Genomic DNA, 14,253 nt, shown 5'->3' with positions numbered 1-14,253 from the left:
ACCAAAAAACTCCCTATAGGAGGGAGCCGCCATGCTCCGCATGGCGGAAACAAAAAAGGTTTCAAACGGCTGACGAGCCGATTGAAATATATGGAGCCTCACCGCCTGACGGCGGGCGGGTTCCCAGTCCCGCGTCTGTTTTCCGGCACTCCGGATACCGGGGGGCGGCGCACCACCTTTCATTTGTGGGCGAACGAAGGATTGTTCAAACACATTAAATTTTGCTAAGGAGGCAAAAACAATGCGTATTCAGCACAATATTCTGGCGATGAACGCCTACCGCAACTACAACACCAACACCAGCGCCCTGTCCAAGAACCTGGAAAAGCTGTCCTCCGGCTATAAGATCAACCGCGCCGGTGACGACGCCGCCGGACTGGCTATTTCCGAGAAAATGCGGGCTCAGATCACCGGCCTGAACGCCGCCAGCAAGAACGTCAAGGACGGCATCTCTCTGGTGAAGACCGCCGAGGGCGCCATGCAGGAAATTCAGGACATGCTCAACCGCATGGACTATCTGGCTACCCAGTCCGCCAACGGTACCTATCAGGACGAGGTGGACCGCGAGAACCTGAACAAGGAAATGAGCGCCCTCAAGACCGAAATCAACCGCATTGCCGACTCCGCCAACTTCAACGGCATCAAGCTGCTGGACGGCTCTCTGGACACCGCCAAGCTGGCTCAGGACGCCGTGACCGAGACCGTCACCGTTGACCCCACCAAGAGCGAGGCTCTGACCTTTGAGAACGGCAAGCTGGCTGGTGTGGGCCAGGTGCTGGGCACCGACACTGTCCTCCACAACGAGGCCAACGGCTCCACCGGCACCAGCTTCAGCGTGGACTTCCACAACTTCAAGTTCAACGGCGGCAAGGGCAACACCATGACCATGAAGATGGGCGATACCGAAATCACCCTGAAGGCCACCGAGGACCACGGCGATGTGGAGGGAGCCAATCTGGTCAACGCCTTCCTGGGCGCCAACGGCTATGAGATCACCGTTGACGGTAAGAAGGTCGACACCCTGGACGGCATGAAAATCAACGGTCAGACCTTCAATGTTGAAGCCAAAGATACCACCAAGCCCTATCGCCTGACCTTCACCCAGAAGGATGCTCCTGCCAGTGCCGCTGATGAGGTCAACGGCTCCATGCAGGTGAATATCAGCGGCAAGGTGGAGGCCAAGAAGGCTGAGTACTCCTTCAACACCAGCAGCTTCAAGGATTCTACGAATGCCGCCATTACCCCCAAGGCTGGCGATGTGTTCACTATCAACGGCAACAGCTATGTGGTCAAGGCCGCTGATGTGGGTACTGCTGGTAAAGAGTGGGAGAACATTATCAAGAACATGGAGAAGGACGGCGTTGTTGAGGGTTATAAGCTCTCCCTTGACGGCGGCAAAATTACCATGACCGCCAGCGAGGCCGGTGAGAAGACGACCCCCACTGTCTCCTATAAGGCAACCAAGGTTACCAGCCAGACCACCGTGACGAATACGACTCCTGGCGTTGACGGCGTGGCTGCGTCTAATGCCACCGCATTTACCGTTGGTACCGGAAAAACCGCCACAATCGGTGGGGTAACCTTGACACAGGGTACCGCTCATGCTAATTTTGAGATTGACGGGAAATACACGGTTTCCTTCAATCACACAACCGGCGCGGTAAGCATCACCGCAAAGGAAAAGGGCACTGCCGGAAACGTTTCGATTGACTATGTGAATGATGGTACTGCCGGTAAAGCAACTCTTACGGGCGGCGTTGACGAGGTAAAAGACGTTCAGACCATTGATGTCACCGGCTGGAACGACAGCAACCTCGGTGATCTAGAGCTTACCATTGGTGGTGGTACTCAGAAACTCAACTATGATACTCTGACCGCCGCCGGTGAGCGGGGCGTTGAAGTTGGAAATACCGGATATATTGCCACTCTGGACGGCAACAAGCTGGTTTTGACCGCTAAGACCGCTGGCACTGTTGGCGGTGCTACTGGCCCTGCCGCGGCCCCCACCCAAGCGGATTATTTCGCTTATGAGGCTCCCGTCAAGCTGACCGATGCCGACATTACGATGGAGCAGGAAGGCGCTGAGGGCGGCGAGATGCAGGGCATCACCGAGGGTGCTCACGGCGACTTCAATGTGTCTACCACCGCCATTGACAATGTCACCGCTGGCGGCGCGGACCGTCTGGCCAGCACCTACTTCGACCTGACCGAGGACATGGTGAAGGACGGTGCCACTATTAAGATTGGTGAAAAGGAGTATACTTTCACCACTGACGAAAAGAAGATTGCCACTGGTTCTGCTGGTAATGTCACCTTTGTGGACGCCAGAGGTGATCTGGCCGCTACTGCCAAGAATCTGACCGAGGCTGCCAAGGGCAACGATGTGTGGACCGTTGGCCACGACGGCAACCGCATCACCCTCACTGAGACCGTAGAGCACGCCGGGTTCAAAGATAAGGTGGACTATGACAAGGGCGCTGGCTTCAAGTTTGACCTGAGTACGAAAGCTGGTATTGAGAAGTCTCTGGGCTTTACCGGCGCAGGCTCCTATGAGAAGGAGAACGTGATTTCCGAGGCCACCGAGGGCGGCAAGGCTCTGAATCTCCAGATTGGCGACACCTCCGACGAGTTCAACCAGATGAAGGTCTCCATTGGCGACATGCACGTGAACGCCATGAAGCTGACCGATGAGGAAACCGGCGAGTCCACCAGCATCGAGGATATCGACATCCTGACCTCTGAGAACGCACAGAAGGCTGTGGACGTCATCAAGAACGCCATCAACTACGTCTCCGGCGTCCGCGGCGACCTGGGCGCTTATCAGAACCGTCTGGAGCACACCGCCAACAACCTGAGCGTCATGGCGGAGAACATCCAGGATGCTGAGTCCACCATCCGCGACACCGACATCGCTGAGGAAATGATGTCTTACACCAAGAACAACATTCTGGTCCAGTCCGCTCAGGCGATGCTGGCCCAGGCCAACGCGGTGCCTCAGGGCGTCCTCCAGCTGCTGGGCTAATCCTCAACAGCACTTACGCGGGATGACCGCTGAATTGAGATTCGGCGGCACTCCCACAGGACGACCGCACGAAGTGCGAAACTAGAAAAAGGCGGGCCGAAAGGCCCGCCTTCCTTTTTGTCAAAATTGGCAGAACATTCCGGCATAGCTTCCGCGCTCCGGTGCACACTAGGACAGCGCCAGTCCTCACCGTCGGGAATTCCCGGTTCCGGAGAGGACCGGGAGCGCCGTTCCGGGCGTTGATTCCAGAGGTCCGGAACCCCATTTTTTATGCGGGAGGACATTTGATATGAGCAAGGACTGCACCAACGGCGGCTGTGCCTGCACGCCCAACCAGAGTATCCGATGCACGGTGAACAACTGCGCCCATCACTGCCAGGACAATGACTACTGCGGCCTGAGCACCATTCAGGTGGGCACCCACGAGGCCAACCCCACCATGGTGGAGTGCACCGACTGCCAGAGCTTCAAGCTGAAATAAGCGGGACGAAGCGGCGGGCCCTCCCCTCGGGGAGGGCTACATAGAAGGGGGGAAGCGGGATGAAAGGAATTGCCCGGATTGCCGGAGGGGCGGCGGGTCTGGCCAACGGCCTGTTCGGCGGCGGCGGGGGCATGGTGTTCCTGCCGATTCTGTCCCGGGGCGGCACGCTGAGCCAGCGGAAGCTGTACGCCACCTGTGTGGGAGTAATTTTCCCGGTGTGCCTGGTGTCGGCGGCGGTGTATGTGTGGCGGGGCGGCGTGTCCCTGACAGAGGCGCTGCCCTATCTGGCCGGGGGCCTGCTGGGGGGCTTCCTGGGGGGAAAGCTCTACGGGAAAATCTCCACAAAATTTCTGAAATGGCTCTTTGCCGCCTTTCTCTTTTACGCGGGGGTGAAGTATCTGTTATGACGGACTGGGTGATTCCATTCCTCTGCGGCCTGGGGGCCAGCGTGATTTCCGCCTGGGGCGTGGGCGGCGGAACGCTGCTGCTGCTGGTGATGACGCTGTTTCTGGGGGTGGACCAGCGGACGGCCCAGGGGGTGAACCTGCTGTTCTTTCTGCCCACAGCGGCCAGCGCCCTGGTCTGCCACGCCCGGAGCGGCTTTCTGGATAAGCCCACGCTGAAGGCGGCGGTGCCCGTAGCGGTGGCGGCGGCTCTGCTGGGGGCCTGGATTTCCAACTCGGTGGACGTGGAGATTCTGCGGAAGCCCTTTGGGGTGTACCTGCTGCTCTCCGGCGTGGGGCTGGTGTGGCCGCGGAAGAAAAAGGAGCGGTAAGCCGCTCCTTTTCTTATGCGATCACCGTCAAAAACAGCTGCACACAGGAAGCCACATCCCTTACGCTTTGCGTCTCTCCCGCAAAGCCGCTCCACAAAATCAGCAGCATATTCAAAAGCATCAGCGGCACAAGCAGCGCCCATCTTTTCACGTTCGTTCCTCCTTATGTCATCGATATCCCCGTCCGGAGCATCTTGGGCTATTATCACACATCTGTCCCTGCTTGTCAATAAAACTATACATAGTATGATAATTTATTGCCAATGCTTGTCATGTATTCTGGACAGTAAAGGAGGCGGCATCATGATAGGCGATACCATCCGTTCTCTGCGGGAGCAGGCCGGTTATTCTCAGGCGGAGCTGGCGCGCAGGCTGACAGTGACCCGCTCCTCCGTCAACGCCTGGGAAAGCGGACTTTCCGCTCCAACGGCGGCGTATATCGTGGACCTGGCCAGGCTGTTTCATGTCAGCACCGACTATATCCTGGGGCTGGACAGCGGGAAGCAGATCAGTCTGGCGGGCCTTTCGGAGCAGGAGATTCAAATTCTGTATCAACTGCTGGATTATTTTGACGGCAGACGGGGCGGCCCCGCTGGACAGCCCCGGCAGAATCTGCTATCATAGTACAACTATTTCGTCGACTAGGGGAGGAACCTGACTATGACAGAAACCGCGCTTATCTGGGACCTGGACGGGACCCTGCTGGACTCTTACGGCATCATTGTTCCCAGCCTTCAGGAGACGCTGGCGGAATTTCAGATTGACACAGAGGCGGAGGCCCTTCTGCGCCGGGTGACGGAGACGTCCGTCAGCGCGGTGATTCGGGAGGCGGCGGAGAAAACAGGCCGGTCCTTTGCTGAGATCAAGAACCGCTATTCCGCCGTCAGCGGCGGCAGGGTTCTGGAAATTCCCCCCATGCCCCGGGCCCGGGAGACGCTGGAGGCTCTGGAGGCCATGGGGGCCCTTCAGTTCGTCTATACCCACCGGGGGAGCACCACCGCGCCGGTGCTGGAGCATCTGGGGCTTCAGCGGTTTTTCAAAGAGGTGGTCACCAGTCTGAGGGGCTTTCCCAGAAAGCCCAGCCCCGACGCCCTGCTGTACCTGATGGAACGATACGGCCTGGACAAAGCCCGGACCTTCTATATAGGGGACCGGACCCTTGACATGGACTGCGCCCGGAACGCCGGCATCCCGGGGGTGCTCTACGCCCCTTCCGGAGCCGGCACGGCGGACTATGTGGTCCGGGACCTGATGGAGATACAGGACATTGTGAGGGACGCTTCCGGAAAGGAGCGGACATGAGGGAACAGAGGGAAACCGCGGTCCGCCTCTGGTTTGACATGTGGCTGAAAAAGGCGGACCTGGGCATTTTGCACCTGTTCGCCCCGGACGCCGTTTACATCGAGAGCTGGGGCCCGGAGTACCGCGGCGCGGAGGCCATACGGCACTGGTTTGAGGAGTGGAATACCCGGGGGACGGTTCTGCAATGGGATATCCTGGAGTTCTTCCACAAGGGAGATCAGACGGTGGTCCGCTGGACCTTCCGGAACTGGATGAACGACGGGCGGAGAGAGGAGTTCGAGGGCATGTCCCTGGTCCGGTGGACCCGGGACGGGCGCATCGCCTTTTTGCAGGAATTCGGCTGCAACGAAAACCGCTACGACCCCTACCGGGACGGACCGGAGCCTCAGTTTCGGGAGGGCGCCGCCCTTTGGTTTTAGAACCTGTATTCACAAACGTTGAACGCTGTCTGAACAGGCTTTTTCCCGCCATGCCGCGCCGGTTTCCCCTGCAGTCCGCGGACTGCCGCAGGCGGCGAAGGAGATCCCTGTCCGGCAGGAAAGATCCATGCCCGTCCGGCATCCTCCGGCTGTGAATACAGGTTCTCAGAGGATGGAAAACTGAAATGAGGAATCAGGACTTTTCCGGTGGAAGTTCCTGATTCCTCATTTTTTGGCGGTTTCAGAGCCCCAGGATTGCCGAGGCGAATTGGAAGTAAATCAGCAGGGAGATGGCGTCCACAATGGTGGAGATGAAGGGCGAGGCCATCACCGCCGGGTCGAAGCCCACTTTTTTGGCCAGCAGAGGCAGGGCGCAGCCCACCAGCTTGGCGCAGAGCACCGTGCCCACCAGTGTGGAGCAGACCACCAGGGCCACCTGAGGGGTCACGGTGGGATTGTGCAGCAGCCAGCGGTCTATCAGCATCATCTTGAGGAAGTTGGCCGCCGCCAGACACAGCCCGCAGCACACCGAGACCCGGAATTCCTTCCACAGCACCTGAAAAAGGTCGGAAAAGCGGACCTCGCCCAGGGACAGGGCCCGGATGACGGCGGTGGAGGCCTGGGTGCCGCTGTTGCCGCCGGTGCCGGAGAGCATGGGGATGAAGGAGGTCAGAATGGCGCAGGCCATCAGGGATTTTTCGAAGTGGGTGAGGATGATGCCGGTGAAGGTGGCGGAGAGCATCAGCAGCATCAGCCAGGGAGTCCGGGCCTTCCAGGTCTCATAGACTCCGGTTTTCAGATAGGGCTTGTCGCCGGGGAGCATGGCGGCCATCTTCTCGATGTCCTCCGTGACCTCCTCCTGCAAGACGTCGATGGCGTCGTCCACGGTGATGATGCCCACCAGACGGTTCTCCTTGTCCACCACCGGCAGGGCCAGAAAGTCGTATTTGCTCAGGGCCCGGGCCACGGCCTCCTGGTCGTCCAGCGTCTGGACGGCGATCAGGTTCCGCTCCATGATGTCGCCGATGACGTCGTCCTCCTCCGCCAGAAGGATGGTCCGGATGGTCAAAAGGCCGATGAGGTGCCGCCGGTCGTCGGTGACGTAGCAGATGTTGATGGTCTCCTTGTCGGGACCGGTGCGGCGGATGCGCTTCAGGGCGTCCTCCACCGTCATGGTCTCCTTCAGGTCCACGAATTCCGTGGTCATGATGCTGCCGGCAGAGTCCTCCGGGTATTTGAGAATCTCGTTGATGCTCTTGCGCATCTCCGGGTCGGAGTGGCGGAGGATGCGTTTGACCACGTTGGCAGGCATTTCCTCCACGATGTCCACGGTGTCGTCCAGGTAGAGCTCGTCCAGAACCTCTTTCAGCTCCGTGTTGGAAAAGCTGGAGATCAAAAGCTCCTGTTCGCCGCTGTCCAGCTCCACGAAGACCTCCGCCGCCAGCTCCTTGGGCAGCAGGCGGAACACCAGGGGAACCTTTTCGCCCAGCTCCGTGCAGAGGGAGGCGATGTCCGCCGCCTCCATGGGCAGCAGCAGGTCCCGCAGGTCGGCATAGCGTTTTCGGTTCAGATAATCCTCAATTTTTTCCAGCAGCTCCGTCCGTTCATTCTGTAACTCAAACACGCGCGGGACCTCCTTTCCGGATGTTCTGTCCCTGTTTGTCCCGGCCTCGGGAACAGGGAAACAGCCATAAAATCAGAGAGCTTCCAGTCATCCCATGCCGGTACGATGGAAGCTCTCCGCCTCGCTGTCTGCGGAGGGGCCAGCCTTTCCGCCTGCCGTTCTTCCGCCTGCCGTTCAAGCTTTAGCCTCACAAGGCGGTGAAATCGCGTTAGATGATACCTTCGTCTCGATATCGCCTGTTGACCCTCTCATGATGTCTCCATCATTTCGCGGCAGCGACCCATATCCTTGTGGCAGCCTTACCTACCGGACATGATTCAGTTTTCAGTGTTCTCTGTACTCTATATTATGCCTGTTTTCTCTCTCTGTCAAGCGCCGGGGCCGCTCTATTTACAGAATGCCGGAAACCCGGAGCTCCGCGGCTCCGGACAGCTTGCTTCCGTTCATGTCCCGGAGCTGGAGATAGCTGACGCTGCTGTAGCTGAGGTCGGAATAGCCCAGATACAGCCCGCCGCCGGCCATGACGCAGGCGACAGGCGCGGCCGGGCGCTTCATGGGGAAGAAGAGCAGCCGGCAGGTCTGCCCGCCGGGCAGCAGCGCCAGTCCGCCGTTGGAGGTTCCGGCGGTGAAGCCGGGAGCCCAGTGGCTTCCGATGCTGCCGTTGATGCCCAGATAGCAGTTCCTGCTGCCGGGCGTCCGGATGTCCACCGCCGCCACTACGCACCGGCTGAGAATGGAACCGCCCACCGGCAGATTCAGGGTGCTGTCTCCGCCGGCGGAGACGCTTTTCTCCACAAGGACCTCAAAGCGCAGCTTTTCCGTTTCCAGCCGGCTGATGTCCCCCTGGAGGGCGGTCCGGGCGGCGGAAAGGGCGTCCTGGCTTCGCCGCTCCAGGGCGGCGAGGGCGGCGTCCAGGCGGGCGCTTTCGCCGGCGCCAAGAGTCCGGAGAGCCGCCAGGGCGGCGTCGATTCTGGCATTGTCTTCATTGAAGTCCTCCATCAGAATGCGGTCGCTACGGTCCCACTGGTTCAGCTGATACTGTTCGGTTTTTCTCATGTTGTGTTCCTCCGACTGTCAAAATTCGGAGTTGGCTAGCCCACAGCAGGGGGCCCCTTTCCCGCCGGATGCACGTGCTCGTGCACCGGTCGGGAAGAATTCACATATTTTCGCCAGCTGTGGGAAAAACTGCGTGGAGAAGACCATATGATGGAGGTAACAGCTATGGAATATCTCAACGCCTTTCTCTGCGGCGGCATTCTCTGCGCCATCGGCCAGATTCTCATTGACAAAACCCAGCTCACCCCCGCCCGTATCCTGACGGGCTATGTGGTGGCCGGCGTGCTGCTCAGCGCCGTGGGGCTCTATCAGCCCCTGGCGGACTGGGGCGGCGCAGGGGCCACGGTGCCCCTGACGGGCTTTGGCCATGCCCTGGCCAAGGGCGTGAAGAAGGCCGTGGGCGAGCAGGGCTGGCTGGGGGTGCTTACCGGCGGCCTCACCGCCACAGCGGGGGGCATCGCCGCGGCGGTGTTCTTCGGCGTGGTCATGGCGGCGCTGTTCCGCCCCAACGCCAAGCGGTGAAGGCTTCCTTTGTCTGCCGCCGCCTGTTCTGAGGTTCGCTGTCAAAGCGTCCCGTCCCATGCCGCCGGCGGATGTTCCGGCGGGCAAGAACCGCCTGCCCATATCTTGTGGGCAGGCGGCTTTTGAAAACAAAAAATGTCACAGAATTGTTTCTTTTTTCTGCCGGAAAATCTGCTATACTAGAAGGCGACGATTTTCGACAGAAAGGACCGATGCCCGCTATGCGCCAATTTACCAGCCTGCTTTTGACTCTGCTGCTGATCTTCTCTCTGGCGGCCTGTGCCGCCCCCTCCGGAGACCCGCCCTCCTCCTCAACAGAGGGGAGCGCGGCGGCCCCTTCCGAGGACCCGGAAAATCCCGCCCCGGAGCCCAGGGAGGAGGACCCTGCCGCACAGGAGCCCGAGGAACCCGCCGCTCCGCCGGAGCCCTATGAGATCAGTGATCCCACCGAGGAGAAAGAGGGCTACGTCCCCTGGAACGGCGTTGTGGAGCATCTTTTTTTCCACCCGGTCATCGCGTATCCGGAGCTCGCCTTTGACGGGGACGCCCAGGCCAACGGCCTGGACGACTTCATGGTGACGGTGGACGAGTACAATAAGATTCTCCAGAGCTGTTATGACAAGGGCTATGTCCTGGTGGACATTGCCGATGTGTGGAGTGAAACCGCCGGGGAGGACGGCCAGCCCCAAATGGTCCGGAATACCCTCTACCTTCCCGAGGGGAAAAAGCCCCTGATTCTCTCCTATGACGACACGAACTACTATCCGTACATGCTGGAAAACGGCCTTGCCTATAAGCTCATCATCGGGGAGGACGGCAAAATTGCCTCCTGGGGCCTGGACCCCAAGGGTGAAGAGGTGGTCAGCCGTGACCTGGACGCCATCCCCATTCTGGACAAATTCGTGGAGGAGCACCCGGATTTCTCCCCCTTCGGCGCCAAGGGATGCCTGAGCCTGACGGGCTATGAGGGCATTTTGGGCTACCGCACCCAGACCGACACCAAGGATTGGGACGAAGCCAGAGAGGCCAACCGCCAGAAGGAGCGGGAGGCGGTGAAGCCCATCGTAGAGGAGCTGAGGCGCACCGGCTGGACCTTCGGAAGCCACACCTGGGGCCACATCCGCCTGGGCACCCTGAGTCTGGACACCATCAAGGCTGACACCCAGCGCTGGTACGACGAGGTCGGCAGTCTGGTGGGCGAGACCACCATCCTGTTCTACCCCCACGGCGAGCGGCCCGACGGAAACGACTGGAAGAACACCGGCCCCGTGTTCCGGTATCTCCAGAGCAAGGGCTTCCGGGTCTTTGCCTCTGTGGGCATCGAGAGCTTCAGCTTCATCAAGAAGGATATCTGCGCCGTCATCTGCGACCGGCTCCACCCCGACGGCACCACCCTCCGCCACTCCCGGGACCGTTACCTCCAGTTCTACGACGCCAAGGACATCATGGATGTGGACGTGCGGCCCCAGCGGGAAATCGACTGGTCGTGACGAGGCTGAGAGAAGGCCGGGTCCTCAGCGCCGCTGTGCTGGCGGTTCTGGCTTTGGCCGTGAGCCTCTTCCCTTCGCTTCCGTCTCCCGCCGCCTGGGGAGAGCCCGACGGGATGCTCTCCGGTTTCTTTGGCGGCATTTACACGCTGGACAGCGGCGGGCAGGTGACCGTATACTATGACACGGAGCCCATGAACCAGGGAACCGCTGACAGTCAGACCATCCCTGTTACACACATCACCCACTCTGAATCCTGAAGGAGGTTTCCCCATGACACGAGAAGAGCTGAAAGCCGCGGCCATCGCCATGCTGGACCGGGCTTATGTCCCCTACTCCCATTTCCCTGTGGGGGCGGCGCTGGAGTGCGCCGACGGCACGGTGTTCACCGGCTGCAATGTGGAAAACGCCGTCTATCCCGCCGGCATCTGCGCCGAGCGCAACGCCATATTTCATGCCGTGGCGGAGGGCCGCACGGACTTTGTCCGCATCGCCATCGCAGGCCGCAGCGAGGACTACTGCTTCCCCTGCGGCATCTGCCGCCAGGTGATGAAGGAGTTTGCCCCAGAGCTGGAGGTCATCTGCCTGAACAAAGACGGCCAAGAGCTGGCCCTGCCCCTGAAGGAGCTGCTGCCCCACGGCTTCGACAGCACGTTTCTGCCAAAGGAATGAGGGAATGAGGAAAGGCCCCGCCGTCCGGCGGGGCCTTCGTCTGCGCTTATTTTCCCCGGTTCGCCCGGCTGATTCTGGACAGCACGATTCCTGTCACGATGCAGGCCAGACCGGGAATGAGCAGCGGCCCGTCTCCATGCCGGGTCAGCAGGAAAATTCCCGCCAGCAGCAGCAAAACACCAACGATTCCCACCGCGTACACAGGGCATCCCCTCCTTGTAACAGTTCAGAAGCGGAGCGTTTCAGAAGCAGAAAACCTGTCCCGTCCGCTCCACCGGCACGGTCCGTCCGGCAAACTCCGGGTATTTCTCCAGAAACCTCCCGGTAAAGCCGAAGTCCCCCCACTGGTGCATGGGCAGGAATTTTTTGACGTCCGCCAGCTCCAGGAAATACTTCGGACCCCAAAAACCCGCCTCCCCCAGCCGGGGGTCCAGGGGCAGCATGGCCAGGTCGATGGTCCGGCCCCGGAGGGGCTCTGTGTACTTTTTGAAATTGGCGGCCATATTGTTGTTCCAGGCCTTGTCCTCCCCCTCCCAGTGCCACCAGTTCAGGTCCCCGGCGTGGAAGAAGGTCCTTCCGTCGGGCAGCGTCACCAGAAAGGCCACGCCCTCGTCGGTGGAGGACAGGGTCTCAACCTCCGCCCGGGGCAGGGAGAGGGTCTGCCCGCCCTTTAAGGCGCGGCACTTTGCCGCCGTCTCCGGGGAAAGGTTCCAGCGCTCCCGGTTCCGGGGGCCGAGTCTGACGTCATGGCCCAGGATGAAGCGCACATCCTGCGTTTCGCCGTCCAGGGCAAAAATCTCCGGCTTGAAGTGGTCTTCGTGGCGGTGGCTGGCAAAGACGTACAGGGGGACTCCCGGCCTCAGCGCCGGGAGCTCCCCCTTCCACCAGTCGAACAGCAGCGCGGCGGCGTCCGTCTCCGCCAGAAAGCCGCTGTTGTCCAGGAATGTGACCTTCATCAGCGGAACTTCACCGCCGTGCCGTAGGTGATGACCTCGGCGGCCCCCTGCATCACGGAAGAGGAACCATAACGGATGTTCACAACGGCGTCGGCCCCCAGGGCCGCGGCCTCGTCCACCATGCGCTTGGTGGCAATCTGCCGGGCCTCGTTGAGCATTTCGGTGTAGCCGGTGATTTCGCCGCCCACCAGGGTTTTCATCCCCGCCATAAAGTCCTTTCCGAAGTTCTTGGACTGGACCACGGTCCCCTTCACAATTCCCAGGGCCTCGAATTCCCGTCCGGGTACATAATCAATATTCAGCAGCAGCATCGTATTCTCCTCCTTCAATTTCTTGGAAACGCTGATATAATACTACCAGGGTCAAGCCCATAGGCAGCAGACAGAGTATCGCCGTTCCGGCGAACAGGACCAGAAGCAACGTCGGCAGATTTGGAATGAAGCACAGCGCGGCGCATATGGCGGCGCTGAGCAGCAGCATCATGCAGCCGAACCCGGCGCCCAGCAGCGCCTGCCGCTTCTGACGGCGCTTCCAGAGCGCCAGATTGACGGGCTTCCTCTCAGTATTGACTGGCATCCTCTTCCTCCCCCTTCTCAATCTCTCTCAGGCGGGTCCGAAGGCTCAGGCAGATCAGCGGGACAGACCCTAAGTTCAGCAGAACGGCCAGCAGAGCCAGCCGTCCGGCGAGGCCCGAGGGGTTCACCCCCTGCCGCAGCCACAGCAGAATGGCGGCTGTCAGCAGGCGGATTGCAGCGGAGACCGCCGCGCTCCGCACCGCGTCCCGCCGGCGGCGGGCCTGGGCGTCAGTATTGGCTGGCATCCTCTTCCTCCCCTCCGTCAATCTCGTCCAGCCGCTGGAGCAGGGCCCGGATGACGCCCACAATGACCGCGCCGCCCAGAACGGCGTACAGCAGCATGATGGGCAGCGCGGCGGCGTTGGCCTCGCCCAGGACCGACAGGACCATCAGCACCAGGGGAATCATATAGAGCACCACCGCCACGGTGATAACGACAGGGGCGATTTTCTTCCTGGTAGTTTTTCGCATTCTCCAGCTCTCCTTTCCTCAGTTCCTCCCGGCGGCGGTGCGGCACCAATCAGAGCGGCAGCCCCGCAGGCAGGAAAGCCCTCCGGCTCCTCTAATAATTTTTCGCATCGTCTTCCTCTCCCCGTCCGATTTCCCGGATTCTCTGGATCAGGGCCAGCACCACGCCGCCGGTGACCACCAGGGGCAGCAGGGCCAGCACCGCCAGCATCAGTGCCGGGGGACTGCCGTTTGTCCCGGCGTAAATGCTCCAGAAGAGCAGCCCCGTGAGTCCCATCATCAGCAGCGTCATCCCCACCGTAATGACCACCGGGGCCACGTAGCGGATGCGGACGTCCCGCTTCTGCTTGTTCTGGAAGGTGGTACCGGTCTGCTCCAGAGTATCCATCTCCGCCAGGACGGCCTCGGCGTCCAGGTCGCAGAGCCGCTCCTGCCGGTCCGTCAGACGGCCGCAGAGGCGGATGGCCTGATCCAGGTTTCCCCGTTCCCGCTCCAGAGAGACCAGATGGCGGCGCATCCCGTCCCCCACGGTGTGGGCCCCGCTCTGCATCTGCCGGATTTCCTCCAGAGGGACCCCCAGCTTCCGCAGCAGCTTGATTCGCCGCAGGGCCTCCACCTCCGCCTCGCCGTAGTCCCGGTAGCCGTTTTCGCTGTTTCGCCGGGGGGACAGCAGACCTTCGGACTCGTAGAAGCGGATGTTCTTCCGGGTGATGCCCACCAGGGCCTCCACCTCGTTGATTTTCATGCCTCTCACCTCGGTTTCTGAGAGTATCTTACACCTTCCAGCGGGGGGAAGGTCAAGAGGAAATTGAAAATTAAAATAAAAACATGGCCATGCCAGAGTGGAGAGTGAAGAGTGGAGAGTGAAGAGTGGAGAGTGAAGAGTGGAGAGTG

At 60.5% G+C, this 14,253-nt stretch carries 21 protein-coding genes and 1 riboswitch; of the genes, 11 read left to right on the top strand and 10 right to left on the bottom strand.

Annotation, left to right across the window (positions count from 1 at the left end; all coding sequences use genetic code 11):
• The first annotated feature begins 241 nt into the window (after positions 1-241).
• From Q0063_RS10365 to Q0063_RS10350, 4 genes are all read left to right on the top strand, one after another.
• Entirely contained in the window at positions 242-3,022 is a 2,781-nt protein-coding gene (locus Q0063_RS10365) for a flagellin (RefSeq protein WP_297871901.1), read from the top strand.
• Between the two features lie 289 nt (positions 3,023-3,311).
• Positions 3,312-3,503, top strand: a complete 192-nt coding sequence (locus Q0063_RS10360) for a DUF1540 domain-containing protein (protein WP_297871900.1) — start codon at positions 3,312-3,314, stop codon at positions 3,501-3,503.
• Between the two features lie 59 nt (positions 3,504-3,562).
• The gene (locus Q0063_RS10355; RefSeq protein ID WP_297871899.1) at positions 3,563-3,910 is read left to right on the top strand and encodes a TSUP family transporter; all 348 of its coding nucleotides are present in this window, start codon (positions 3,563-3,565) and stop codon (positions 3,908-3,910) included.
• On the top strand, positions 3,907-4,278 hold the full coding sequence (locus Q0063_RS10350) for a TSUP family transporter (protein ID WP_297871898.1): 372 nt from the start codon (positions 3,907-3,909) through the stop codon (positions 4,276-4,278). The genes Q0063_RS10355 and Q0063_RS10350 overlap by 4 nt, the downstream gene beginning before the upstream one ends.
• A gap of 13 nt (positions 4,279-4,291) precedes the next feature.
• Here the strand turns inward: Q0063_RS10350 and Q0063_RS10345 are convergent, their stop codons facing one another.
• Entirely contained in the window at positions 4,292-4,429 is a 138-nt protein-coding gene (locus Q0063_RS10345; RefSeq protein ID WP_297871897.1) for a hypothetical protein, read from the bottom strand.
• Positions 4,430-4,581: 152 nt separating this feature from the next.
• Here Q0063_RS10345 and Q0063_RS10340 point away from each other — a divergent pair, with 152 nt between their 5' ends.
• Genes Q0063_RS10340 through Q0063_RS10330 form a run of 3 tightly spaced genes read left to right on the top strand, consistent with a single transcriptional unit; the run spans position 4,582 to position 5,999 of the window.
• Positions 4,582-4,902 (top strand): helix-turn-helix transcriptional regulator, encoded by a 321-nt coding sequence (locus tag Q0063_RS10340; RefSeq protein ID WP_297871896.1) that lies wholly within the window; start codon positions 4,582-4,584, stop codon positions 4,900-4,902.
• Positions 4,903-4,938: 36 nt separating this feature from the next.
• Positions 4,939-5,580 (top strand): HAD-IA family hydrolase, encoded by a 642-nt coding sequence (locus tag Q0063_RS10335; protein WP_297871895.1) that lies wholly within the window; start codon positions 4,939-4,941, stop codon positions 5,578-5,580.
• On the top strand, positions 5,577-5,999 hold the full coding sequence (locus Q0063_RS10330) for a nuclear transport factor 2 family protein (protein WP_297871894.1): 423 nt from the start codon (positions 5,577-5,579) through the stop codon (positions 5,997-5,999). Before Q0063_RS10335 ends, Q0063_RS10330 begins: the two co-directional genes overlap by 4 nt.
• A 241-nt stretch (positions 6,000-6,240) precedes the next feature.
• Here Q0063_RS10330 and mgtE read toward each other — a convergent pair whose 3' ends face one another.
• Both mgtE and Q0063_RS10320 read right to left on the bottom strand, forming a co-directional pair.
• On the bottom strand, positions 6,241-7,623 hold the full coding sequence (gene mgtE, locus Q0063_RS10325) for a magnesium transporter (protein WP_297871893.1): 1,383 nt from the start codon (positions 7,621-7,623) through the stop codon (positions 6,241-6,243).
• Between the two features lie 158 nt (positions 7,624-7,781).
• Positions 7,782-7,941: riboswitch (M-box (ykoK) riboswitch) on the bottom strand.
• Between the two features lie 72 nt (positions 7,942-8,013).
• Positions 8,014-8,679, bottom strand: a complete 666-nt coding sequence (locus Q0063_RS10320; RefSeq protein WP_297871892.1) for a hypothetical protein — start codon at positions 8,677-8,679, stop codon at positions 8,014-8,016.
• Between the two features lie 165 nt (positions 8,680-8,844).
• Here Q0063_RS10320 and spoVAE point away from each other — a divergent pair, with 165 nt between their 5' ends.
• The 4 genes from spoVAE to cdd all read left to right on the top strand — a co-directional run bounded on the left by spoVAE (position 8,845) and on the right by cdd (position 11,360).
• Positions 8,845-9,201, top strand: a complete 357-nt coding sequence (spoVAE, locus tag Q0063_RS10315; RefSeq protein ID WP_297871910.1) for a stage V sporulation protein AE — start codon at positions 8,845-8,847, stop codon at positions 9,199-9,201.
• Positions 9,202-9,422: 221 nt separating this feature from the next.
• Positions 9,423-10,691 carry a polysaccharide deacetylase family protein gene (locus Q0063_RS10310; RefSeq protein WP_297871891.1) on the top strand — a complete coding sequence of 423 codons (1,269 nt, stop codon included), beginning with the start codon at positions 9,423-9,425 and terminating at the stop codon, positions 10,689-10,691.
• On the top strand, positions 10,688-10,948 hold the full coding sequence (locus tag Q0063_RS10305; RefSeq protein ID WP_297871890.1) for a hypothetical protein: 261 nt from the start codon (positions 10,688-10,690) through the stop codon (positions 10,946-10,948). The genes Q0063_RS10310 and Q0063_RS10305 overlap by 4 nt, the downstream gene beginning before the upstream one ends.
• A 13-nt stretch (positions 10,949-10,961) precedes the next feature.
• Positions 10,962-11,360 (top strand): cytidine deaminase, encoded by a 399-nt coding sequence (gene cdd, locus Q0063_RS10300; RefSeq protein WP_297871889.1) that lies wholly within the window; start codon positions 10,962-10,964, stop codon positions 11,358-11,360.
• 46 nt (positions 11,361-11,406) lie between these two features.
• Here the strand turns inward: cdd and Q0063_RS10295 are convergent, their stop codons facing one another.
• The 7 genes from Q0063_RS10295 to Q0063_RS10265 all read right to left on the bottom strand — a co-directional run bounded on the left by Q0063_RS10295 (position 11,407) and on the right by Q0063_RS10265 (position 14,104).
• Positions 11,407-11,562 carry a hypothetical protein gene (locus tag Q0063_RS10295; RefSeq protein ID WP_297871888.1) on the bottom strand — a complete coding sequence of 52 codons (156 nt, stop codon included), beginning with the start codon at positions 11,560-11,562 and terminating at the stop codon, positions 11,407-11,409.
• A 40-nt stretch (positions 11,563-11,602) separates the two neighbouring features.
• The gene (locus tag Q0063_RS10290; RefSeq protein WP_297871887.1) at positions 11,603-12,316 is read right to left on the bottom strand and encodes an MBL fold metallo-hydrolase; all 714 of its coding nucleotides are present in this window, start codon (positions 12,314-12,316) and stop codon (positions 11,603-11,605) included.
• Positions 12,316-12,627 carry a YbjQ family protein gene (locus Q0063_RS10285; protein ID WP_297871886.1) on the bottom strand — a complete coding sequence of 104 codons (312 nt, stop codon included), beginning with the start codon at positions 12,625-12,627 and terminating at the stop codon, positions 12,316-12,318. The genes Q0063_RS10290 and Q0063_RS10285 overlap by 1 nt, the downstream gene beginning before the upstream one ends.
• Entirely contained in the window at positions 12,608-12,892 is a 285-nt protein-coding gene (locus Q0063_RS10280; protein WP_297871885.1) for a hypothetical protein, read from the bottom strand. The genes Q0063_RS10285 and Q0063_RS10280 overlap by 20 nt, the downstream gene beginning before the upstream one ends.
• Positions 12,876-13,136 (bottom strand): hypothetical protein, encoded by a 261-nt coding sequence (locus Q0063_RS10275; protein ID WP_297871884.1) that lies wholly within the window; start codon positions 13,134-13,136, stop codon positions 12,876-12,878. Before Q0063_RS10275 ends, Q0063_RS10280 begins: the two co-directional genes overlap by 17 nt.
• On the bottom strand, positions 13,120-13,362 hold the full coding sequence (locus tag Q0063_RS10270; protein WP_297871883.1) for a hypothetical protein: 243 nt from the start codon (positions 13,360-13,362) through the stop codon (positions 13,120-13,122). The genes Q0063_RS10275 and Q0063_RS10270 overlap by 17 nt, the downstream gene beginning before the upstream one ends.
• 91 nt (positions 13,363-13,453) lie before the next feature.
• A complete protein-coding gene (locus Q0063_RS10265; protein WP_297871882.1) occupies positions 13,454-14,104 on the bottom strand; it encodes a MerR family transcriptional regulator in 651 nt (216 codons plus the stop codon).
• Positions 14,105-14,253: the final 149 nt, after the last annotated feature.

The sequence above is a fragment of the uncultured Oscillibacter sp. genome (assembly GCF_947654275.1).
Taxonomy (GTDB): Bacteria; Bacillota; Clostridia; order Oscillospirales; family Oscillospiraceae; genus Oscillibacter.
Note: the sequence above shows the minus strand (reverse complement) of the source record. Positions and strands in the feature narration are given on the sequence as shown.

What these genes read in the sequence shown, in the direction of transcription:
- Q0063_RS10310 (WP_297871891.1), top strand. Translation starts at nt 9,423, where the DNA reads ATGCGCCAATTTACCAGCCTGCTTTTGACTCTGCTGCTGATCTTCTCT.
- Q0063_RS10330 (WP_297871894.1), top strand. Translation starts at nt 5,577, where the DNA reads ATGAGGGAACAGAGGGAAACCGCGGTCCGCCTCTGGTTTGACATGTGG.
- Q0063_RS10270 (WP_297871883.1), bottom strand. Translation starts at nt 13,362, where the DNA reads ATGCGAAAAACTACCAGGAAGAAAATCGCCCCTGTCGTTATCACCGTG.
- Q0063_RS10265 (WP_297871882.1), bottom strand. Translation starts at nt 14,104, where the DNA reads ATGAAAATCAACGAGGTGGAGGCCCTGGTGGGCATCACCCGGAAGAAC.
- spoVAE (WP_297871910.1), top strand. Translation starts at nt 8,845, where the DNA reads ATGGAATATCTCAACGCCTTTCTCTGCGGCGGCATTCTCTGCGCCATC.
- cdd (WP_297871889.1), top strand. Translation starts at nt 10,962, where the DNA reads ATGACACGAGAAGAGCTGAAAGCCGCGGCCATCGCCATGCTGGACCGG.
- Q0063_RS10285 (WP_297871886.1), bottom strand. Translation starts at nt 12,627, where the DNA reads ATGCTGCTGCTGAATATTGATTATGTACCCGGACGGGAATTCGAGGCC.
- Q0063_RS10355 (WP_297871899.1), top strand. Translation starts at nt 3,563, where the DNA reads ATGAAAGGAATTGCCCGGATTGCCGGAGGGGCGGCGGGTCTGGCCAAC.
- Q0063_RS10340 (WP_297871896.1), top strand. Translation starts at nt 4,582, where the DNA reads ATGATAGGCGATACCATCCGTTCTCTGCGGGAGCAGGCCGGTTATTCT.
- Q0063_RS10320 (WP_297871892.1), bottom strand. Translation starts at nt 8,679, where the DNA reads ATGAGAAAAACCGAACAGTATCAGCTGAACCAGTGGGACCGTAGCGAC.
- Q0063_RS10360 (WP_297871900.1), top strand. Translation starts at nt 3,312, where the DNA reads ATGAGCAAGGACTGCACCAACGGCGGCTGTGCCTGCACGCCCAACCAG.
- Q0063_RS10350 (WP_297871898.1), top strand. Translation starts at nt 3,907, where the DNA reads ATGACGGACTGGGTGATTCCATTCCTCTGCGGCCTGGGGGCCAGCGTG.
- Q0063_RS10365 (WP_297871901.1), top strand. Translation starts at nt 242, where the DNA reads ATGCGTATTCAGCACAATATTCTGGCGATGAACGCCTACCGCAACTAC.
- Q0063_RS10290 (WP_297871887.1), bottom strand. Translation starts at nt 12,316, where the DNA reads ATGAAGGTCACATTCCTGGACAACAGCGGCTTTCTGGCGGAGACGGAC.
- Q0063_RS10275 (WP_297871884.1), bottom strand. Translation starts at nt 13,136, where the DNA reads ATGCCAGCCAATACTGACGCCCAGGCCCGCCGCCGGCGGGACGCGGTG.
- Q0063_RS10335 (WP_297871895.1), top strand. Translation starts at nt 4,939, where the DNA reads ATGACAGAAACCGCGCTTATCTGGGACCTGGACGGGACCCTGCTGGAC.
- Q0063_RS10280 (WP_297871885.1), bottom strand. Translation starts at nt 12,892, where the DNA reads ATGCCAGTCAATACTGAGAGGAAGCCCGTCAATCTGGCGCTCTGGAAG.